We start from the raw sequence: 20,903 nt of genomic DNA on the forward strand, positions 1-20,903 counted from the left end.
ATAGGTACCATATTAAAAGCTAGACTTTTGAATTACACTTGGCCATTAGGAACGAACCTTCCCTCTCAGCCATTTAATCAGGCTCAAGATGATAAAACCAATCATGATATACGAATACCATTGAATAGCGTGGGTAAGACCAATCAATTCTCCAATATATCCAAGTGTCACCATAGGAATGCTGATGCCTAAGTAGGTTACTACGAAAAATAATGATGTCAAATTAGTCCGCATCTCATTTGTGGAAATTTGGTTCAGATAAGCTAAGCTGCCGGCATAGCTAGGACCGTTCCCTAATCCAATCAAGACCGTTGTTAATATAAGGAAGAATAATGACTTTGTAAATAAGGTAACAACGAGAAAGATTAGCCCAATAATTAATAAAATATAGCCTATAATGATTGACCGAAAGGCAGACTGTTTTCTCAACATGATCTGATGTAAGGTGGACACGCCTAAAACTAAAGCGACCATCGTCCCGGATAAACTTAAACTCGCATGACTAGTAAAAAGTCCAAGGTATGTGGGCATCACAGATAACATTAAACTCATAATTCCCCAAGATAGAAAAGAAGTGGAGGATGCCATTAGAAAAGGCCATCGAAATTCTTTCGTCACCGAGGGGAGTCGAAGAGAAGCTGCTCGGTTTGTAGGAACATTTTTTTCTAACATGAACTTTAATCCTAACATTCCAGTTGCAGCAAGTAAAATGTGTATAAGATAAGAAAATTGTAAAGGATAGGGAGCATATTCTCCAAGAAAACCAGAAATAAGTGGCCCCAAGGCATTTCCGAGCGTACCTGCTATAGCGGCAACAAATGCACTTTTCACTTTGTCTTGAAAAGGATGAAGCTCTGTCATATATGACACAGCAATTCCGTTCAGAATTCCTACGGATAATCCTTGGAAAATGCGAGCTAATATTAGTCCATTGACTCCGTCTGATACAGCAAAGCCAATGGACCCAAAGATAGAAAGCGTGACCCCAGTAAATAGCACTTTTTTCCTTCCCCACTGCTCAGAAAGCTGTGCAACCGTGATGATGGTTGGAATCACAATTAATGCATAAAGTGCATAGATAAAAGTCATGGTCCCGGAAGTAAAATTCCATTTTTCTTTATACAAAGAATAAAGAGGAGCAGGCAAGTTCGTACCAAGAAGGGTCATACACAAACAAAAGGCTACTAACCAAAATGAATACCGTCTTTGCTTAGCTATATCTACTTTTACTACTTGTGATAATGCTCCAAGTTGATCTATAAGCGAATCAAATGAATCCTCACTACCCGTTGCGGCCATAGTTATTTGCGTTAAATTGGTTTTCTTGTATTTTCCCGCTTTGATTTTTTCAATATTATATCCTCTATGAACAAAAAGGTCGGATAATTGAGCCAAGACCCCCGGATGGTTCTGTACTAGAATCGATATTGTATGAATCAAATGTCACTCAACCCTTTCTCAATTGTTTTTCTATTATTATAGATGTTATTTAACTAACTACTATAAAAAAATCAAAGAAAATACGGTCCTTCATTCGAACCGTTTTCCTGTAACTACGTAATACAAATCTGGATCGTTTCTCCAATATGATTTGACTTTATCCGTTCCTATTTGTTTTGTTAACTCTCCATAGGCAATATCATGCCGGATATATTCGATTGCCACCAAAACTAGTGCAGGATCTTTTGTTTTGACTGCCCAAGCAGCAGTATTCGGGGCGAAATTAGCTATTAACACTTCTTCCATGTCGCGAGCCACAATCGTTAGTCGCCCACCCATCCGTTTTTCTGCTATTTTCGGAGCCATAAAATCATGGTGGTATGTAACCCCTAATTTAGTTTCCGGTTCTGAAAAAAGCATAGAAAACACCTTTATTCCCTCATTAGTTCGTTTTTCTATTTCTCCCTTGATGAAAGAGGCTTGTGGATTCCAAATGGACAGCCAGATTTCATGGTGTGCCTTATCAATCATGTCCACAATCTCAGCCATTACGTGTTCATCGCTATTCACACGCCAAATAACATCGGTTTCCCTTTCATTTTCCAGCGTTTTTAAATTCTTTTCTAAAAAATCAAAGGAATCTTCAAAACTTTTACGTAATCGCCGAATTAGCTCTTCGGCAGGAAGAGGAACATACTTTACAGGTTCTGAAGGAACTGTATAAATGGCACCTTTATCCAGTAACTTCCCTAACACCTCATAGATCATCGAACGAGGCACACCAGATCTCTTGCTAACCTCATATCCTGTGACAGGTGAATTTATTAGCAGATTAATATAAGCTTTGCACTCATATTGGGAAAAACCTAATTTCTGAAGCTCTTTAACAATTTCCTCCATATATGACCTTCCTTATGTAGTAGTTAGTATTATACTTACTATATTATGTGTTAGTAGAGATGTCAATTTAAGTGGGAAGAAGGGGACAGATTAATTTTCCTACTTAATTTAATTGAGAGAAAGGGCGGGGATATACAACGATACTGCAATGGCTTGATTCGACTAGCCTTTTTTTTGAAAGATTCACAACATCGATTTCTCTATTTGATATTAATTTTATAAGAATGTGAAAAAATATCCTTAAGTAAACGGGTGCAAAAGTTTAAGATGGGATCGCTGCTTCGGTCTCTTCATCTCGTTGTGCTAACGTGGCAGGTTAGCTTAAGAAGAAACCATTAAACTGAAGGGGCAGTATAGTGTAAAAAGAACGTTTGAAAACTAAATAAAAAGAGCCGATAAATTATCAACTCTTAACATCCAGTGCAAATGGAGGGGCATCAATACCATCTTCAAGTGCGAGACGTGCAGCTTTTACCTGGAATCTAATTAAAAGCAGTTGCTCAGTGATGTCAGGATCAGCACTTAAAAGTATAGCTGTGTAAATATATCTGATAGCATCGTTGGTTTTATCTAATGCCAGCAATGCTCGGTTGTCTGATAGTTTAATTCTTATGGGATCATTAGGATAGATAGGGTTAGGTGGAAGGATAGGATCAGTTGGCCATTGTATATTTAAAGGGGGAGCATCAATAGTATTAAAAGCATCTGACAGATTATCGATGGCATCTTGATATAAAACTGGTTTGATTGGATTGGGTGGTAAACCAAAACCTTCAAGTTGTTGAATGATAAGTTTTGCACTATTAGCAAATCGAATGGCTTGTACTGTTAAAGCCAAGACAATTCTTACTGTTGCAACTAAGTTTGTTGACATTATTTTCACTCTTTTCTAATGAAGTCATAATAGTTTATGCAATCCAGACAAGACTGTAAAGGATGTTGTGTACATTTGTGTAGAATTGCGAATAAAAATTTGATTCCATATTGAGTTTTTAACTTAGTTTAAGAATTAAAACTAAAAATACATAACACTTTTACAATTTTGAGGTAGTTTTTTCCTTTAATAATAATCGAATGAAAGGTGATGATATAGAGGTATTACAATTAAAAGGAGAGGTTCTTATGACTCAAATTGATGTAAATCAACTAAATCAAGCAAAAGCAAATGTAACACTCACCCAGGAATTATTAACAAAAGCAATTGAAAAGGCAAACTCCGATCCTACACTTTCCCAGGAAGCGATTAAACAGGCATCAAACGAGATTTCGTCTGCTCTAACTGCCGTAACACAGGTACAAAAGGCATCTCAAGCCCAATCGACAGAGTGATTAAATCGTTTTTACCTGATATAACTGAATAATCCCTATGACAATGTCAGGGTATATTATTACGGGCAATAATTGCCGGTTATTCTTGGACTAACGATGCAGTTTAGTTAAAGAAGAAATGATCTTTTTTATCGCTCTATTGCATTTAATTTCATTTTTTTTCAAAGGTGCTATTGTAAAAGCACTTATGAAAAAAAGGTTGGTTTATTAAATTCACTTAAATTTACCGTAAATGATTTAGAACGAATGTGTTTACAGAACTGGTATGCAGTATAATGCTTTTGGTGCTTATGTTAAAGAAGGGATCGCTACGGTGGTTCCTTCTTCTTATTGTACTAACGGAGCAGTTTAGTTTAAGAAGGAAAATGTTGATTGAAGGGAGAATGTATTATTGAAATAGCGTATTATAAAGGCTTTGGTTATACATAGGGGAACTGAATGTGTCTAAAACGATTAAAATAATTTTATCACTTATTGCATTATTTTTGGTAATTTGCATCGTTGCGGGTTATGCAGCTTTCTATTCGAATTAAATGATTATCGTAGAAGGACCGTCCATAGGGTAGACCAGTGACGGTCCTTTCTCTATTTGCACAAATAGGGCTTTCATTAAACGAAGGTAGCCTTTTTTCCCTTTAAGTGATGCAATCCCCATAGGTATTCAATCGGAGGTATACTTTATTTATCAGACTGCCACACTTGCTAATACACCGGTGTGCAGTAACCAAAATAATTTGGATTGTTTCCTCTAACAATATTTTCATAAAGAAAGCGGATATTTTTAGTAAAAGCACCTTCACTACCTTTTCCTATAATCCTATTGTCAATATTTATTATAGGTTTGATACCTATAGCTGTGCCTGTGAAAAATACTTCATCAGCAGAGTAGAGTTCTGTTCTTGACAGACTTTTCTCAGAAACAGGCAAATGCAATTCGTTTTTAGCCAACTGAATGATAGTATCACGCGTAATTCCTGAAAGTATATTATCGGATATTGGCGGGGTAATCAATTTGTTATTTTTTACTATAAAAATGTTTTCGCCTGGTCCTTCACTTACATTCCCCTTATCCGTTAAAAAAATAGCTTCATCAAAACCATTTAAACTTGCTTCAGAAGTCGCTAATCCTGAATTTAAATAACTTCCCGTCGATTTCACCTGGGGAGGAATCATATTATTACCTGATCGATTCCATGAAGAAACACAAACCTTTAGAGCAGGCTTTGGCATATACTCTATCTTTGTGCAATAAATACTTACCCGATTAAAAGGGTCTATTAAAACAGGACGCAGTGTATTTGCTCCTTTAAAGCAAATGGGTCGTATATAGACATCCTCCCGAACATTGTTTTGTCTTAATAATTGAATTGTCCAATGAATTAATTGTATTGTTGAATATGGAATGTGGATATGAAGAGAATTACCAGAGTCATGGAATCGTTTATAATGGTCGTGGATTCGGAAAATAAACAATTGGTTTTGACTTTCATTCCAAAAAGCTCTAATTCCCTCAAAGCATCCCAACCCATAATTTAATCCTTTATTTCTTATACTAACCGAAACCTTTGATTCTTCTAGAATTTCCCCTTGATCAAAAACATACCTCATATATTCTCCCACCAATAACATGACATTTACTTAAATTTATAATCGAGAATGCTAATTTATTACCAAAATAAATGCAGGTATTCTATGAACTACACCTAAACCTCATTTTGCTACAAAGTTTTAATATTTCGATGCTTTAACTAACAAAGAGTCGTAGCAGGGATCTTTGTTCTTGTTCCACTAACGGGGCAGGTTACTTGAAATGACCTAGAATTTTATGTCTTAGGTAGAAAATAGTGGTCAAAATAAGGGAGGAGTTAAATTGAAACGTCTTCTTCTAGGTGTAGTGTGGTAATGAGTATTCTGTTAGGAATGTATTTTTTGACTACATCAGGTGCCTGAAATTTTTCTTAATTAAAGTAACTTGGGCAATATCACAAAAACTAGCTGGCATTTAGGTAGCTTTTCTTGTTTCACTAACGGGCAGGTTAGTTCAACAAAGAAATTTTTGATAAAATTTACTAAGGAGGATTTATTGGGGGGGTATATTTATGATATTGGTAAGTTCTTGCTTAGCGGGGCTGAAGGTGAGATATAACAGTACACACAGTTTAAATAATGGAATAGCTAAACTTGTAGAAGAAAATAAAGCTATTACAATTTGTCCAGAATTACTCGGAGGATTTTCAACTCCCAGAGAACCTGCTGAAATAATAGGTGGAAACGGAGAAGATGTACTTGATGGAAAGGCTAAAGTAATTGAAAAGTCAGGAAAAGATGTCACAGACCTTTACATAAAAGGTGCTTACGCTACTCTAAATAAAGCTAAAGAAATAAATGCGACCGTAGTAGTTCTAAAGGAATATAGCCCATCCTGTGGCAGTTCAATGATTTATAACGGTGAATTCATTGGTAAAAAACTAGAGGGGATGGGGGTTACTTCTGCTTTATTAAAAAGAAATGGATTAAAGGTAATTTCAGGAGAAAAATTTGCTGAAACCTTTCTTTAACTAAAATTAGCATAGATTGTTTGTGGACAATTACATAAATAAGAAAATGTTACTTCTATTTTCAAAATAAAGTTTGTGAAACAATGTACTTAAAGTAACGGGTGCTTTACTTCAAGATAGGGGATGGCTACGGCGATCCCAACTTTTTTTGTTCTTCAACTAATATAAGAGTTATTAAGAGCAAATTAAATGATTTGAAATGAGGTGAAATCAAATGGGATTAGACATATATTATTATAATAATAAGAAAGAAGAACATTTTCTTGGAGAAATAAGCGAAGGATTACATACCCAGATATTTTATGGAAACATACATCCAGGGAAATGGGGTATTCTCAGTAAAATAAGAGAATATTATGGTCCACGTTCGGTAGCTAGATTAAATAGACTTCAAATTGATGAATTTATAAAAAAACTTTTATCAATAAAGGTGTTTTTACCAGATAAATATATAAATGAAATCGATGAGTTAGCAATAATCTTACAGAATGAGGAATATGACAACATTACTATTGCAGGTGATTAAAAACAGATTGTTTTTATTTTGAAAACAAGATTGTGAAAAAATGTACTTTCACTAACTGGGTGCGAGAGTTAAAGAAAGTGATCGCTGCATCGGTCTTTTTTTCTTGTTGTGCTAACTGGCAGTTATTCAAGGTTATGCTTATGATAGGTTGCTTTAATAAGAATATTGTATTGATGAAAGGGATTTTTCAATGACAGCTCATTATTTTATCGCAACATTAAAACCTATTCCTGAATATCACACAAGTGAAAATAATTATGCATTTCTAAATGGTGAAGCGTATAAGGAAAGTTTGCCGTTTACCCTCCCTTATGTTTATGAACTTGGAGGGGAAGATATTGAATTTATTACATTCTTGGACTCATTTATGGAAATAGGGGACGTTGTAGAGCTATATATATTTGAGGAAGGACGACTGGGTTATCCCTTATCACATAATTATCCTGAAGAGTCCAGAACAATTAATCTTTAAAAAAAAACTTACAAAGATGAATACGGTGAATATCAATTAGACTTAAAGAAATGGAAAGAAGAGCTTTCCAGACGAACTATGGCATCAAAACGAAGCGTTACCACATTCGTTAAATATTAGTGACCTGCTGTTCTCAAGGTTGTTATTGAACTAACGGGTGCAAGAGTTAAAGATTGGGATGGCTGCGGCAATCCTTTTTTCTTGTGGTACTAACGAGGCAGGTTAGTGCGGTTATCGTAATGTTTTTCACTTAAATTTAAATGAAATGTATGATATATATAAAATATTACAAAAAATGCAAATAAGGAGAGAAATTATGGGGAAAATAAATTATTCCATTGTTGATGTTTTTTCACAAGGAAAATACACAGGGAATCAACTTGCTGTTTTTAAAAATGCTGGAAACATTTCGGATGATGAGATGCAACAAATAGCTAAGGAAATTAATTTTTCAGAGACTACTTTTATTTTATCTGACAAAGAAAAAGCTGGCGGTTACGACGTTCGTATCTTTACGCCTAACGAAGAAGTCCCTTTTGCTGGGCATCCAACTTTAGGAACCGCGTATATCATTCAAAGCGAAGTATTAACTGAACCATCCGATAAGCTTATATTAAATTTTAAAGGCGGACAGATTCCCGTCTCGTTCGATAATGAAGAAGAAATACTATGGATGAAACAAAACAAACCAACTTTTGGTCGGATTTTAGATGCAAATAAAGTTTCTGATGTTTTAAGTATAGATAAAGAATACATAGATGATAGATTTCCTATCCAAGAGGTTTCAACTGGACTTCCAGTGATAGTTGTACCTTTATCATCTTTAGAAGCAGTTAAAAAAGTAAGCGTAAATAAAGAAAAATACTTTGAATTAATTGAAGATACTGATGCAAAAGCCATTATGGTGTTTTCTCCTGAAGCATATAATTCTGAAAATGATTTAAATGTTCGAGACTTTGCAGATTATTATGGAGTTCCTGAAGATGCAGCTACTGGCAGTGCTAATGGATGTTTAGCTTCTTACTTAGTTAAATATCGGTATTTTGAAAAAAGTGAAATAAATATTCGTGTAGAACAAGGATATGAAATAAAAAGACCATCCTTATTGTTTTTAAAAGCAAATGAAGATAACGGGGAAATCACTGTATATGTAGGAGGAAAAGTAGAAAAAATTGCCCAAGGTGAATGGTTTCTATAAACCTTCCTTCTTCAACTACCATGAAAATTAACTTCTGTGACATCCGAAAAATGGCAATACTTAAATAGACGCAGCTCATTCATCTTTTTAAAAAAGGGGAGGAGCGTCTAATCGATGGTGTATATGTACTTGATTAATGGATTAGGAGGCTTCTGTTATTGTAACCGTATAACCTAAGTTTTCTAGTCTTCGAACCGAATGCCGTACAATAGATACTTGTCTTTGCTTATCAAAATAATCTTCGCCTAAGTCAACGTACATTTCTTTTCGGGTTAGAAGGTAATATGCGATTCGCAACATCGCATGGGCGACTACAATTGCTGCCTTTTTCTTTCCCTTTCGTCCAGCTGTGCGTCTATACAGTGCACCGAGATAGTTTTTTGAACCTCTTACTGATTGAGCTGCTTCTGTTAATGCGGATCTTAAATACTTATTTCCCTTTTTTGATCTGCTAGATTTTCTTTTTCCTGCGCTTTCATTGTGTCCAGGGACCAAGGCTGCCCATGAACACAAATGTGCGGCAGTCGGGAATTGGTTTCCAACATCCGTACCAATTTCAGCTAAGATTTGTTCAGCCATTCTTGTGGCGATACCAGGAATGGAATCGAGTCGTTCTATATCTTCTTGATAAGTGCTTACTCTTTGCGCTATCTCTTGGTCTAACATTTCAATTTGCTCAGTTAGAAAATCAATGTGAGTTAAAATCGTTTTTAACATTAAGCGTTGGTGTGGGTTTACATAGCCCTGAAGTGCCAATTCAAGTTCTTCTTTTTTCTTTTTCATTGTACGACGAGCGAAGTTTGCTAGTTTTTCAGGATCTTCTTCACCATCTGCGATTGCTCGAAGCATATCTTTCGATGAAACACCCATAATATCAGATACAACAGAACCTAGTTTAATGTTGGCTCCTTCTAAAACCTTTTGAATCCTATTATGTTGTCTGGCGCGTTCTTCAATGATACTCCGGCGATAGCGAACAAGTTCCCGCAGTTCTCGTTGATTCCGATCCGGAATGAAACTTGCTTTCAGTAGTCCATGACGAAGAAGTTGGGCTATCCATTCGGCATCTTTAACATCCGTTTTGCGTCCCGGAAGTGCCTTCATGTGTTGAGCATTTACAACTAAAAACTCTATTCCTTCGGACTCTAATAAATTAACAATAGGTTTCCAATAAACACTCGTACTTTCCATAGCTACGTGAGTACAATTATTCTCCTTAATCCAGTCCAATAACTTTAATAGAAAAACCGTTTTAGTAGAAAATGTTTGAATCTCCTTTCCTTGTGAAGTCATAATACAAGCAGTGATATTGTCCTTATGGACATCTAATCCACATGCTCTTTCAATGATAACATCCACTGAAATCTTCCTTTCTAGGCTTGAAAATTGGAGGCTGGTGCAACAATCAGAATTAGGATTAATCTACCATGAGTGCTTCCCGAAAGGGAGCGACAGTTTGTGGTGCACCGTGGTCGTTGGAGTCAGACTAACGGATGGGCTCTAAGGCACCATAGTTGATCGACCTTCCTCTCCCAGCCATAGAAGCAGTATGGACGGATTCAATACATTTTCATTCTTTGTGGTGAAGTGCTGATTTTTAGCGATTCATGGATGGCTAACGGGTGCAATAGTTAAAGCTGATGATTGCTGCGGCGGTCGTTTTTCTTATTGAATTAACGAAGCAGACTACTTATATAAGGAATTAAATGTAGTGGTGCAATTATTGCTATATTCGCAGGGATTGCAAATGTAATAGAAAATGAATTATCTTTAGGTTTAATTATGCGGTCTGCGGGTGCTGCATCCGAAAATCGATTTGAACTGATGTTGGTTTATTATTTATTCAGTTTCAAACAGAGGATTTGCCTTCTCAACTAGATTAAAAAATTTAATGCGTAAACGTGGATGGATTAAAGTACCACATTTTTACGTTCCACCCGGTTCCCCACAACCCTTAAGTTAGGAGGAGGGGGATATACTTAGGATAACAGTGAACAATTAATAAAGAGCTAATGAACAAGTCCGATTCTTCAATATGAAGGTCGGATTTTTCTTATTGTACTAATGGGTGCAGGTAAGTTTAATAAAAACAGGACATACAATATACAATGTAGAACATAATATAATGACGTTGTTTAAATATTCAGAAAAAATATATGAAAATTAGGAGTGTCCGTTATGTTACATGCAAATGATGTTTTATTGGATCAGTTGTTGGCAAATGCTAATGATCCTAGTTGGTACGTACCATTTTCAGATTCAGTAGAAGGATTGTCTGAGGAACATGCATTTTGGAAGCCAAACGAAGAAAGTAATAGTATTGCTGAAATTGTGCAGCATCTACTATATTGGAATCAAACATGGCAAACGAGGTACCAAAAATCTCACGTTGATGCTGTGCAACCCATAGGAAATAATAATAACAGCTTTATTATTCCTGAAAATCATACGTTTGCTAACTTAAAAGAACAACTATTAGAGGTGCTTTTACGTTGGCAAGAGTTATTATCTGAAGAAAAAGTTGAGAGTGATGTTAATGGTTTTCCCGGAAACGTGAAATGGTGGGAAATAATCGGAAATGTGTCAACTCATAACGCATATCACATTGGTCAGATCATTTATATCCGGAAGTTGCAGCATAGCTGGAAAGTAGAGTCCTAAAATTAGACTTAAATCAGTAAAAATCTTTTCCTTTATACCACCTTTCTCCACGATCCATAGCTTGAATGGGAGAGAAAATAAACTTGTTAATAGGATTAAACTTACTGCCAAATTTGAAACTGGCAGGTATTTTCTAAATGACTTTTTCGGCAAGAAAACAAGTGATAACCAAGAAATAGTGAGCAATCCAACTCGAACAAGATTAATCATTAACCAACACGCCCTTACTAATATGTTTATAGATATTATTGTGTAACAAATAAATGAAAAATAATATCGATAATTGAATTTATCGAGAGGAAAGAAGAAATTTAGCTAACGGAGCAGGATAGTGGAATAAAAAGGCACTAAATATTATTTACAAATTTTGTAATATCTTGTTATTATTATTTATGGGTTTAACCCCTAACTATATAACCATGGAGTTATTTTTTAAAAGTGTAGTAGGAATAGGAATAGATCTTTCTAAAGAAGGTATCATGGATGCTTCTAAGAACTACACGAATAAAATTTGGGCTGTGTCCGACCTTGCAAACACGCCATTTAAGAGCAAACAGTTCGATGTTATTCTTAATATCTTATCTCCATCAAATTATGATGAATTTAATAGATTGTTGAAATCAGATGGTTTGGTCATTAAAGTGGTGCCTCAAAGTGGTTATTTAAAAGAGTTAAGGGAACACCTTTTTACTAAACCTGAAAAACAAAATTATACTAATGTTGATACTATTGAGAAATTTAATAAGAGTTTTCAGTTTGTTGATTCTTTAAGGTTAAGTTATACGAGGAGCCTCAACAAATCATTAATTGAGTGGTTAGTTCAGATGACTCCTTTAACTTGGACAGCAACTAAGGAACGAGTAGAATCTTTTTTAAATAAGGATTCTGCTCAAATAACTGTTGAATTGGAGATTTTAATCGGTAAACAAACTATTTAAATAATAGAACAGACATGAAGGTAGTCTTATTTTGAGGCTACCTTCATGTTTGTTCTTAAAGTAATGAGTAGTAAGAACTATAGAAATGATCGCTGCCGTGGTCATTTTTTCTTGTGTGACTAACGGACAGAATCCTTCAATAATTAAAATGTATAGGTACCCTAGTAATATTGCCGTTCCAATATGCAATCTTGTCTAATCTAATATTAGTATATATAACAAAGGAGGTGACTTTTTTGAAACACGATGTTTCGTTATTAACGTGGAATATCTATTTTGGAACAAGCTTAACGCCTCTAGTAGGAACCACTCCAGCGCAACTCCCACAACGTGTTACTGAGGTCTTTAGACAATTTCAAGCAACAAATTTTCCGGTACGAGCAGGGGCTATTGCTGATCAAATTGCAAGAAAAAAACCGGATATAATCGGTCTTCAAGAAGCAGTAATATGGCAACTTTTGTTACCTCAAAATTCTAAAGTAGTAGTAGAGTATGATTTTGTTTCGATCCTTCTCAAAGAGTTAAAAAAACGAGGCTTGCATTATCAGGTTTTAGCAACTGTAGACACTACGGATGTTACGTTACCTAGCAGTAGCGGCTTCAACGTCCGATTTTTAGATCGAGATGTGATTTTGGCGCAAAAAAATTCAGGACTTAAGTTCTCAAATATACAAACAAAGAATTTTAAAGCTTTTCTTCCCGTTCCAGTTGGCGGTAATATTGAAAAACTCCTTTTTGGTTGGGCCTCTGTGGATGTCGAAAAGGTAGGAAAGAAATTTAGGCTCGTAAATACTCATTTACAACCCGTTTCACCTTTACAACCCATTACACTTCAAATACAACTCGCTCAAGCTAATGAACTTATAAATGGCCCGGGAGCTACTGAACTTCCTTTAATATTCATAGGGGATTTCAACTCCAATTCTGACGGCAGTGGTCCAACATATAACAATTTGATTACTGCTGGATTTAAAGATGCATGGGAGATCGCAGGAAAAGGTGATGGGTTAACATGTTGCCAGGATACCGATTTATTAAACTTGATCTCACAACTATTTGTTAGAATAGATTTAATTCTCTTACGAGGCGATTTCAAAGTTGAAAAATTGGACGTTGTAGGAGATGAGCAAAAGGATCGTACACCAACGGCACTATGGCCATCCGACCACGCAGGAGTGTTTGGAAGTTTACATTTAAAGCATCATCCTAAGCATCACCCTGAAGAAAGCAGTGACGAGAGTAGCAACTAATTTTTGAAAGTCAGATTGACCGTTTCTTGGTTATACAGGAACGGTCTTTTTCACTTGGAGTATAAAGAACCTTCACTAACCTTTTCTGTTACTAAGCACCCCACAACCAAGAAGACCCTATTTTAAAACTACAATAACGACCTTATAGGTAATAGAATCCTCAATACTACCATATTTATTTTTTTGTAAAATATGTGAATATATAGGTATAGTGCCAGTTTCAAAATTGGACAAAAAGGAATAGAGTATAGTGATTTAAATAGATAGGAGGTGTTTCATTTGTCTAGAAAATATCGTGTGATAACTTTTGATGGTGGTGGGGTCCGAGGAGCTTTAAGCAGCCAACTTCTAACAAGACTGACCAGTGACAAAAAATTTCCCGAATTGATTAAAAAAACAGATTTGCTTGTCGGAACCTCTGTTGGGTCGATCATTGCCCTAGGGTTGGCAAGCGGAAGATCACCGCAAGAAATTAATACTTCATTCAATGTAGATACGGTCGGGGAAATTTTTAGCAATCCACAACCTGGTGGACCTCTCACCACTACAAAATATAACAATGAAGGATTAATCAATGTATTAAGTTCATTCTTTCCCCCGAATCTCCGTTTAAAAGATTTGCATAAACGAGTCGTCGTTCCAGCGTTTGCTTTATTCAACAGTGAATTAGGGCATTGGACCCCTGTGTTCTTTAACAATTTTCCTGGATCTCCGTTTTTGGAACATAAGGTAATCGATGTCGCGGTGGCCAGCAGCGCTTTTCCAGGTTTTTTTCCTGCGTTCCAACAATTTATTGATGGAGCTATGGTCGCCAGTAATCCAAGCACTGTTGGAATTTCCTTTGCCGTAAAAAAAGGCAAACAAGAACTCGACAACATTGCGCTTTTATCGATCGGCACCGGATTCTTCCCATACAGTATTCAAAAGGACACCAGTGAATGGGGATTTCTCAGTAGCAATAATCAGGCTATTGGTACCGCACCAAACTGGGGATTTATCCCTCCGAATCTACTAGAACCGCATGAACCGGCAGTTCCTCTTTTAACGATCACCGTTGAAGGGACGGAAGAAGCGGATGCATTTTTGAGCTCTCAATTGCTCGGCAAAGGGTTTTTCCGCCTCGATCCACAGATTCCCACTCCCTTTCAGCAAGATGATGTTCAAGCAATCCCTGTACTCAGAACTATCGCAAACAATACGAATTTATCGGAGGTTAGCAGATTTATCCGTAAATATTGGGACTTTTGCTAAATGCGTCAGGAGTCAAGGTCGTGTCGAGTTTGCCTCCTTGTCGACCCAATGGGATGAGCAATAAGGTATTTTAAGTAGACAAGCTTACAAAAAGGCGCTACATGAGTATTTTATTTCAATCATGTAGCTTCTTTTTTCTTTGATTTCGCATTTTGAGTAAAATAATGCAATCATCTCTTTTCTTTAACTACCATGAAAATAAACTTCTGTAATTTAGTGAAAAAGGCAATTCTTAATAAGACGAAGCTCATTCATGGATGGCTAACGGGCCAGGTTAGGTAAAAAACATATAGAGGTGTAAAGGATTAAAGGAAATGATGTAGAATTACATATTTTTTAGACATTTCATTTAGTAAGCAAAAAAAATTAATAGAGACGTAGAGGAGGAATAGTAGATGGATTTGAAATATCCAATTGGAAAATTTCAATTTAATGGTGTGATAACTGACAGCGTTACAAAGGAATGGATAAATGATATTGAAAATTTACCTAGATTATTGCGAGATACTGTAAAAGACTTAGATAATGAACAGCTTGATACACCTTATCGTTCAGAAGGGTGGACTGTTCGACAAGTAATACATCACCTTGCAGATAGTCATATGAATGCATACGTTCGCTTTAAATTGGCTCTTACAGAAGAAATTCCCGTAATTAAGCCATATGACGAAACTAATTGGGCGGAACTTTCTGATTATAAATTACCTATTGATATTTCACTATCTCTCCTTGAAGCATTGCATAAACGCTGGACAAACCTTTTACGTAGTCTAAGTCCAACTGATATGAAAAAGACATTTATCCACCCAGATTCTGGTGAGGTTTCTGTTGGTAAAAATATAGGAATCTACGCTTGGCATGGGCGTCATCATCTTGGTCATATTACTTCTTTGCGAAAGCGTAAGGGCTGGTAATCGAATTTGTGAACAACTACAATTAATGTAACGGGTGCTTGTGCAAACCAAAGAGTTAAGGTGGCAGCTCTTTGTTCTTGTTCCTGAATATGGATATGAAAAAATAGGTTAAAATGCAGTATAAAATAGTAGCTTGTAACGACAAGGAGTGGAGATTATGAAATTACTACTTACATCTGGAGGCATCAATAACAAAAGCATACATGACGCGCTGGTTGACATGCTGGGCAAGCCTATCGCCGAATCAAATGCCCTGTGCATCCCCACAGCGATGTACGGACACCCCTGGGTCGGCCCCGGCGTCCAAGCCTGGAAGTTCATCAGCGGGAAAGAAGAGAACCCTATGGTCGACCTGGGCTGGAAGTCCGTCGGCGTGTTGGAGCTCACAGCGCTGCCAAGCATCGACGAAGACCGCTGGGTGCCGCTTGTCCGGGAGACGGACGTCCTGCTGGTGTCGGGCGGTGACGCCCTCTACCTGTGCCATTGGATGCGGCAATCAGGGCTGGCAGACCTCTTGCCGTCGCTGCACGCAGTCTATGTGGGAATGAGTGCTGGGAGCATGGTGATGGCACCTAAGATCGGGGACTTCTTCGTTGGCTGGACTCCACCCAACGGGGGGGATGAAACGCTGGGACTTGTCGATTTTGCCATGTTCCCGCATTTGGATCACGAGATGCTGCCGTATAACACGATGGTTAATGCAGAGAGATGGGCCGCCGGGATGCAGGGGGCGGCGTATGCAATGGATGATCAAACCGCCATCAAAGTGATCGACGGAGAGGTCGAAGTTGTCTCCGAAGGGCATTGGAAACTGTTTTCGCACTGAAATTACTCCTCCGCTAAACAGATCAAAAAACGTAGGTGAGATTCTTATGATGAAAATAAGATTTCAACTGTAATTAAGAAAACAGGCTGCGAATTATCTGTGATTCCATTTAAAGGACGATTATTGACCATAATATTTCAAATAGCAAGGGAGATTACCTGACAGAAATACAAATACCAGTAAAGTGTAGACCCTCCCCTTACAGGAGGGTTGTGGACGAAAACAGAACTAAAAGAGAGGCAGACATTGCCTAGAGAGCTGCTTCTTCTTTTAGTTTTTTATCTACGTGGTGAAAATGGGACGGTTTGTTAGCTAAATGGATAAGATGTTTTTATAAAAATGTCATTAATCCTCCAAAGAAAGTGAACTAATACCACTTAAATGAACTGTCCTCTTGGTACAGTTCATTTTTTTATTAAGCAACATTCAATTGAAATTTCTGATTAAGCTAATGGAGCAGTTTAGTGGAAAAAGGAAAACTAATATGAAACAAAGATCCCCTTTATGCGTATGTATTGGTAGGCGGTTTAAAAGGGGGCATTTTATTGTTTCAGTTTTTCCTAATTGTGGGGATAGTAGGTATTATTATTTCAGGTGTTTTTATCGGGGCTTGGGTTGATGGAGACCGTCAAAGAGGAAATTTTTATTCAGAAACCCCAGAAGACAGAAATTCCAGAACGAAAATAGCGTTAATATCTGGTTTTGTCGGTATAATTTCTTTAGTAATTTCTGGGTTAATTTATTTCATATTACAATAATCGATTCTGAAGTGCTTTCCTTTAAAAAGAGAGTAAAGCTTATTTTTGTTCAACTAATGTGGAAGTTTTGTTTATTTGCATTTACTATAATAGGTTTGTTTTTATAAGTGCTGTTATTTCACAGCAATTTAAAGTTTTGGAGGAGCATTATTTCGTGGGGGAAATATGCTCCTTTTTGCTGCATATACATTATCTATCAAAGAAGAAAGAAAGCGGTGAACATTCATGTTGGAAAATTTTCATGAAGCCATTTCTAAATTAAAGACGGATGTGGATATAGTCCTAGCTGGATTACAAAGAGACGAATTCGATATAACCCTTAATCTTCAAATAAATCGTGCTTATGAGAATGAACTTCTAGAGGAGTGGCAGATTGTCTGTCGGGACAGCGGTTCTAAATATCGTTTTGAAACCTTTGAGAGTAAAGAATTGGAGATATTAAGTGAACATGAATTGCTATGGAAATATAACAACGATTGCGGCAAGTTAATCTTAAAGGGGAGAGCGAAATCGACTTTTAAAACCATTGGGGAACTGTATAAAACCCACCATAGCCATACGAAGGGTTACTTACCGTTTGATGAGCTCTCCCATTATAGACTTGATCATATTTTACATAAGGGTTCTGGTCTTATTGAGGGTCCAATGCCGTTAATGGAATCCTATCAAAAGGTGTTAACCAAAAATGGTTATCCGACCACTTTGTTACCATTTAAGGAAGACGAATATTATGAAACAAGAGATTATAAACTGTTATTAATGGGCAACTCCTATGTTGTTGCTAAGCATTTTTCCGCTCATAAGGTTAAAGGGTAAGAATGGGAAGTTTTTGAAATAGTCTTCTTCAATTAACGGGCGCTTTGCTTCAATAAGGGGCAAGGCATTTTTCTTATTCAAGTAACGGATCAGGTTAATTGAAGAATGTTTTTTATATAGTACAGTTTAATTTAGGTTCAATTTTGATTTTGTTTGAGTAACCTTAAGCGAATATATACCCCTAAACAAATTAAGCCTATAACTGCGTTGAGTATAACTTCCCACAATGATGAGTAAAAGGATTTAGATATTGCCCCTATTTCAAAAGCTGAGAACAAAATAAGCCAAACCCACGACTTATAGCGTTGATAATAAAATGATAACAATTTAAACAACTCCTTTGTTTTCTATCAATCTATATTTTACACTATTTGGAAACATCTGTAATGAATCTTTTTAGTCAAATTGAAAGTAAAGGGATAATGAAAATATGTTGTTCTTTTGTGATTTAGTCTCACACTTTTAATTTATTCGAAGCACAAAAACTAGTTTAATAATATTGTAAAAAAAAGTTAAATTTGTAATATAATATTAGTAATTCGTTTGTTAGTTTGGAGGTGTCATGATGATTTGGATTTATATATTTACACCTATTATTATATTGGCTGGAATAGCCATTTATTTTGACAAAAAATCTGGGGCGACTTCACCAGATGAAAGAACAGCTGATAAGTTAGAGGAATATCCACCAGAAAATCCTTTCGGACCCAATAATTTTTGACCTTAAAATGATTAAATTACAACTTTTCAAAGACTTGTGAAGGATTGTACTTATAGTAACGGGGTGCAAGAGTTGAAGAACACTGCTGTCATTGAGGCAGCTTTTTGTGCGACGGGCAGTCGCGTAGAGTGTTGACTCAGTCGACACTCTTCTTTTTCATTATCTGAAAGAGACGTCATCTCGGTGAAACGACTTGGTGAGGATAATGAATAGGAATCCCAGATGGTGAAAATCCATACCCAAGGAGACTGACCTAGCTTGGGAAGCTTAATCTAGGGCAACACCGTGAGGTGTTGTCTGAAGGAGATGCGGAAAGTCGAGAGACCCGTAAGCGAATAGGTAGACCCTAATGCAATAAGTGTGAAGCACGGCGGCGAGATAAGTTGGCGACTTTTCGAAGAGTAAGGAAGCCCACTCAGGAGACATTTTCCTCAGAAGTCAGAACGAGAAAATGTAACTTATAGCGTGATGGTGCAGGGTATGCTTAGAAGGGAAATGCGATGACCCCGTGAGGACTCCACCTTACCGAACAGGCAGGGTTCTAGTCTATAAGGGTAATCCGAAGTGACAAAGAACAGGTGGAGTAGTCAGACATTCTCATAGTACGGGAGTAACTTGATGACCAGAACATCGAGTGAACGGAAGGGGAATAACCTATGGCTCCAAGCCATGAACAAGATGTAATGCCAACAATCATGTTACTGCGGTAAAACCGTTTGAATGTACATCAAGGAAAGGCGTGGAATATGCAATGAATCAAGAGTGGAAAATGAAATTACATAGTGTATATGGACAACTCTTATTTGACCGTAAATTAACCGAAAGTTTTCTTAAAGTAAAAGAAAACAAAGGTGTAGGTGGGATTGACGGAGAAACCATTGAAAGTTATGAAGCTAAATTAGATGAGAACATTCAAATCCTCCTTAACAAATTAAGGGCAAAATCGTATCAACCTCAACCAGTAAAAAGAGTATACATTCCCAAGAAGAATGGTAAGAGGCGTCCTCTTGGAATCCCTACGATAGAAGACCGTATTGTGCAACAGAGTGTGGTAAACGTATTACAACCAAAATTCGAAGATATGCTCTTTCACAATTGGTCAGTGGGTTACCGTCCAAATCGTGGAGTCAAACGAGCGTTACAATTAATTTTATGGAACATAGAATCTGGTTATAATCATATTTACGATTGTGATATTAAAGGATTCTTTGATAACATACCTCATAATAATCTCCTTCTAGTATTAAGGAAATATGTATCGGACCGTACGGTCCTTAATATGATTGAGAAATGGCTCAAAGCTGGGCATATGGAAGAGGGGAAAACCATTCATTCTGATTACGGGACACCTCAAGGTGGTGTCATTTCACCTCTCCTTGCCAATGTCTATCTAAACGAAATGGATTGGGAATGGGATTTAAACGGGATACGATTTGTCCGTTATGCAGATGATTTTCTACTATTTGCTAAAACAAAAGAGGATATTAAGAAGGCTGCCGTAATAACCAAGGATAAGTTAAAAGAACTCGGACTAGAAATTTCTAAAGAAAAGACAAAAATAGTAGATTTTAAGAAAGACGATTTCGATTTTCTTGGCTTTACATTTCACCATTGGAGAGAAGGAAAGAAAGACAAAAAGCCTGTCTTTCATGTAACACCAAAGGAAGAATCCATTAAAGACTTTCGTCTTAAGATAAAGGAAAAGACACGCAAAACACTTACATTGAGTAAGGAAGAGTGGATTGAACGTGTTAACCCTATAATCAGGGGGAAAGTCAATTACTACCTAACTGTAGTTGATGCAGTAAAAGGAAATATAAAATTAGGGATTTCAAACCATTGTATTACAAGGTGGGTTCGAAGAACCCTTTCTTCTCTAGATGGTTACATAAGAAAAAGACTAAGGGTGGCTTTTATTCATAATCATCCCTCGCAAAGAAAAGAGAGGAAGATGCGTAGTCTTTGGAGTAAAGCCTTCTTTCTCAAAATTAATCTGATTCCCACATATTGGCTCTATTTAAATAAAGCATATGGGTACACAAAGGAACAGTATTTAAACGAAATGACTAGTAAAGCAAAAAGGGACCTTCAAAACAGCATCAAACGTTCAAAAGCAAAAGGTGAGGAATATTATTCTCCTCACCGACTTCAAAAGATGCAAAATGCCTGGAACGCATCCTCTTGATAAACATTGTAACATTTGGTAAGCCGTATGCCTTAATAGGGCACGTACGGTTTGATAAGGGGGAAGCCTTGAGAAAGGTTTCCCTACTTTATTTATTGAGCTAACGAAGCAGGTTACTTAAAGAAGGTGCAATCAATAATAATGGAGAAATACTTAAAGT

20 protein-coding genes are annotated in these 20,903 nt (G+C 36.7%); 15 read left to right on the top strand and 5 right to left on the bottom strand.

Annotated elements, in window-relative coordinates:
- Positions 1–45: 45 nt before the first annotated feature.
- From AC4QJR_RS12870 to AC4QJR_RS12880, 3 genes are all read right to left on the bottom strand, one after another.
- On the bottom strand, positions 46–1,440 hold the full coding sequence (locus AC4QJR_RS12870; protein ID WP_496526437.1) for an MFS transporter: 1,395 nt from the start codon (positions 1,438–1,440) through the stop codon (positions 46–48).
- 90 nt (positions 1,441–1,530) lie between these two features.
- A complete protein-coding gene (locus tag AC4QJR_RS12875; protein WP_496526438.1) occupies positions 1,531–2,340 on the bottom strand; it encodes a TrmB family transcriptional regulator in 810 nt (269 codons plus the stop codon).
- Between the two features lie 403 nt (positions 2,341–2,743).
- Positions 2,744–3,214, bottom strand: a complete 471-nt coding sequence (locus tag AC4QJR_RS12880; RefSeq protein WP_496526439.1) for a hypothetical protein — start codon at positions 3,212–3,214, stop codon at positions 2,744–2,746.
- A 248-nt stretch (positions 3,215–3,462) separates the two neighbouring features.
- Here AC4QJR_RS12880 and AC4QJR_RS12885 point away from each other — a divergent pair, with 248 nt between their 5' ends.
- Positions 3,463–3,669 (top strand): hypothetical protein, encoded by a 207-nt coding sequence (locus tag AC4QJR_RS12885; protein ID WP_098576924.1) that lies wholly within the window; start codon positions 3,463–3,465, stop codon positions 3,667–3,669.
- 702 nt (positions 3,670–4,371) lie between these two features.
- Here AC4QJR_RS12885 and AC4QJR_RS12890 read toward each other — a convergent pair.
- The gene (locus AC4QJR_RS12890) at positions 4,372–5,277 is read right to left on the bottom strand and encodes a branched-chain amino acid transaminase (RefSeq protein WP_496526440.1); all 906 of its coding nucleotides are present in this window, start codon (positions 5,275–5,277) and stop codon (positions 4,372–4,374) included.
- Between the two features lie 491 nt (positions 5,278–5,768).
- Here AC4QJR_RS12890 and AC4QJR_RS12895 point away from each other — a divergent pair, with 491 nt between their 5' ends.
- From AC4QJR_RS12895 to AC4QJR_RS12910, 4 genes are all read left to right on the top strand, one after another.
- Entirely contained in the window at positions 5,769–6,227 is a 459-nt protein-coding gene (locus tag AC4QJR_RS12895) for a 2-thiouracil desulfurase family protein (protein WP_496526441.1), read from the top strand.
- A 214-nt stretch (positions 6,228–6,441) separates the two neighbouring features.
- A complete protein-coding gene (locus AC4QJR_RS12900; protein WP_496526442.1) occupies positions 6,442–6,753 on the top strand; it encodes a hypothetical protein in 312 nt (103 codons plus the stop codon).
- 190 nt (positions 6,754–6,943) lie between these two features.
- Positions 6,944–7,225, top strand: a complete 282-nt coding sequence (locus AC4QJR_RS12905) for a hypothetical protein (protein ID WP_496526443.1) — start codon at positions 6,944–6,946, stop codon at positions 7,223–7,225.
- A 316-nt stretch (positions 7,226–7,541) separates the two neighbouring features.
- On the top strand, positions 7,542–8,423 hold the full coding sequence (locus AC4QJR_RS12910; RefSeq protein ID WP_496526444.1) for a PhzF family phenazine biosynthesis protein: 882 nt from the start codon (positions 7,542–7,544) through the stop codon (positions 8,421–8,423).
- A gap of 141 nt (positions 8,424–8,564) precedes the next feature.
- On the opposite strand, the gene AC4QJR_RS12915 is transcribed toward AC4QJR_RS12910, so the two are convergent.
- Complete coding sequence (locus tag AC4QJR_RS12915) at positions 8,565–9,782, bottom strand: IS110 family RNA-guided transposase (protein ID WP_375377754.1); 1,218 nt, start codon at positions 9,780–9,782, stop codon at positions 8,565–8,567.
- Between the two features lie 819 nt (positions 9,783–10,601).
- Between AC4QJR_RS12915 and AC4QJR_RS12920 the strand changes: the two genes are divergently transcribed.
- The 10 genes from AC4QJR_RS12920 to ltrA all read left to right on the top strand — a co-directional run bounded on the left by AC4QJR_RS12920 (position 10,602) and on the right by ltrA (position 20,743).
- Positions 10,602–11,084 carry a DinB family protein gene (locus AC4QJR_RS12920; RefSeq protein WP_496526445.1) on the top strand — a complete coding sequence of 161 codons (483 nt, stop codon included), beginning with the start codon at positions 10,602–10,604 and terminating at the stop codon, positions 11,082–11,084.
- A 419-nt stretch (positions 11,085–11,503) separates the two neighbouring features.
- Entirely contained in the window at positions 11,504–12,022 is a 519-nt protein-coding gene (locus AC4QJR_RS12925) for a methyltransferase domain-containing protein (RefSeq protein ID WP_496526675.1), read from the top strand.
- 236 nt (positions 12,023–12,258) lie between these two features.
- Complete coding sequence (locus AC4QJR_RS12930; RefSeq protein WP_496526446.1) at positions 12,259–13,272, top strand: endonuclease/exonuclease/phosphatase family protein; 1,014 nt, start codon at positions 12,259–12,261, stop codon at positions 13,270–13,272.
- Between the two features lie 279 nt (positions 13,273–13,551).
- The gene (locus AC4QJR_RS12935) at positions 13,552–14,523 is read left to right on the top strand and encodes a patatin-like phospholipase family protein (RefSeq protein ID WP_496526447.1); all 972 of its coding nucleotides are present in this window, start codon (positions 13,552–13,554) and stop codon (positions 14,521–14,523) included.
- A 395-nt stretch (positions 14,524–14,918) separates the two neighbouring features.
- A complete protein-coding gene (locus tag AC4QJR_RS12940) occupies positions 14,919–15,437 on the top strand; it encodes a YfiT family bacillithiol transferase (protein WP_496526448.1) in 519 nt (172 codons plus the stop codon).
- Between the two features lie 157 nt (positions 15,438–15,594).
- Complete coding sequence (locus tag AC4QJR_RS12945) at positions 15,595–16,263, top strand: Type 1 glutamine amidotransferase-like domain-containing protein (protein ID WP_496526449.1); 669 nt, start codon at positions 15,595–15,597, stop codon at positions 16,261–16,263.
- Between the two features lie 545 nt (positions 16,264–16,808).
- Complete coding sequence (locus tag AC4QJR_RS12950) at positions 16,809–17,021, top strand: DUF5316 family protein (RefSeq protein WP_496526450.1); 213 nt, start codon at positions 16,809–16,811, stop codon at positions 17,019–17,021.
- A 225-nt stretch (positions 17,022–17,246) separates the two neighbouring features.
- Positions 17,247–17,837 carry a hypothetical protein gene (locus AC4QJR_RS12955; RefSeq protein WP_496526451.1) on the top strand — a complete coding sequence of 197 codons (591 nt, stop codon included), beginning with the start codon at positions 17,247–17,249 and terminating at the stop codon, positions 17,835–17,837.
- Positions 17,838–18,399: 562 nt separating this feature from the next.
- Positions 18,400–18,558, top strand: a complete 159-nt coding sequence (locus tag AC4QJR_RS12960; protein ID WP_179195816.1) for a hypothetical protein — start codon at positions 18,400–18,402, stop codon at positions 18,556–18,558.
- A 751-nt stretch (positions 18,559–19,309) separates the two neighbouring features.
- A complete protein-coding gene (gene ltrA / locus AC4QJR_RS12965; RefSeq protein WP_496523769.1) occupies positions 19,310–20,743 on the top strand; it encodes a group II intron reverse transcriptase/maturase in 1,434 nt (477 codons plus the stop codon).
- Positions 20,744–20,903 lie beyond the last annotated feature (160 nt).

It is taken from the genome of Neobacillus sp. BP17 (assembly GCF_059579525.1).

Excerpts from the sequence above, each read along its gene's own strand:
- AC4QJR_RS12940 (WP_496526448.1), top strand. The coding sequence starts at position 14,919 with ATGGATTTGAAATATCCAATTGGAAAATTTCAATTTAATGGTGTGATA.
- ltrA (WP_496523769.1), top strand. The coding sequence starts at position 19,310 with ATGAATCAAGAGTGGAAAATGAAATTACATAGTGTATATGGACAACTC.
- AC4QJR_RS12895 (WP_496526441.1), top strand. The coding sequence starts at position 5,769 with ATGATATTGGTAAGTTCTTGCTTAGCGGGGCTGAAGGTGAGATATAAC.
- AC4QJR_RS12920 (WP_496526445.1), top strand. The coding sequence starts at position 10,602 with ATGTTACATGCAAATGATGTTTTATTGGATCAGTTGTTGGCAAATGCT.
- AC4QJR_RS12890 (WP_496526440.1), bottom strand. The coding sequence starts at position 5,277 with ATGAGGTATGTTTTTGATCAAGGGGAAATTCTAGAAGAATCAAAGGTT.
- AC4QJR_RS12910 (WP_496526444.1), top strand. The coding sequence starts at position 7,542 with ATGGGGAAAATAAATTATTCCATTGTTGATGTTTTTTCACAAGGAAAA.
- AC4QJR_RS12905 (WP_496526443.1), top strand. The coding sequence starts at position 6,944 with ATGACAGCTCATTATTTTATCGCAACATTAAAACCTATTCCTGAATAT.
- AC4QJR_RS12880 (WP_496526439.1), bottom strand. The coding sequence starts at position 3,214 with ATGTCAACAAACTTAGTTGCAACAGTAAGAATTGTCTTGGCTTTAACA.
- AC4QJR_RS12925 (WP_496526675.1), top strand. The coding sequence starts at position 11,504 with ATGGAGTTATTTTTTAAAAGTGTAGTAGGAATAGGAATAGATCTTTCT.
- AC4QJR_RS12900 (WP_496526442.1), top strand. The coding sequence starts at position 6,442 with ATGGGATTAGACATATATTATTATAATAATAAGAAAGAAGAACATTTT.
- AC4QJR_RS12945 (WP_496526449.1), top strand. The coding sequence starts at position 15,595 with ATGAAATTACTACTTACATCTGGAGGCATCAATAACAAAAGCATACAT.
- AC4QJR_RS12960 (WP_179195816.1), top strand. The coding sequence starts at position 18,400 with ATGATGATTTGGATTTATATATTTACACCTATTATTATATTGGCTGGA.
- AC4QJR_RS12885 (WP_098576924.1), top strand. The coding sequence starts at position 3,463 with ATGACTCAAATTGATGTAAATCAACTAAATCAAGCAAAAGCAAATGTA.
- AC4QJR_RS12955 (WP_496526451.1), top strand. The coding sequence starts at position 17,247 with ATGTTGGAAAATTTTCATGAAGCCATTTCTAAATTAAAGACGGATGTG.
- AC4QJR_RS12875 (WP_496526438.1), bottom strand. The coding sequence starts at position 2,340 with ATGGAGGAAATTGTTAAAGAGCTTCAGAAATTAGGTTTTTCCCAATAT.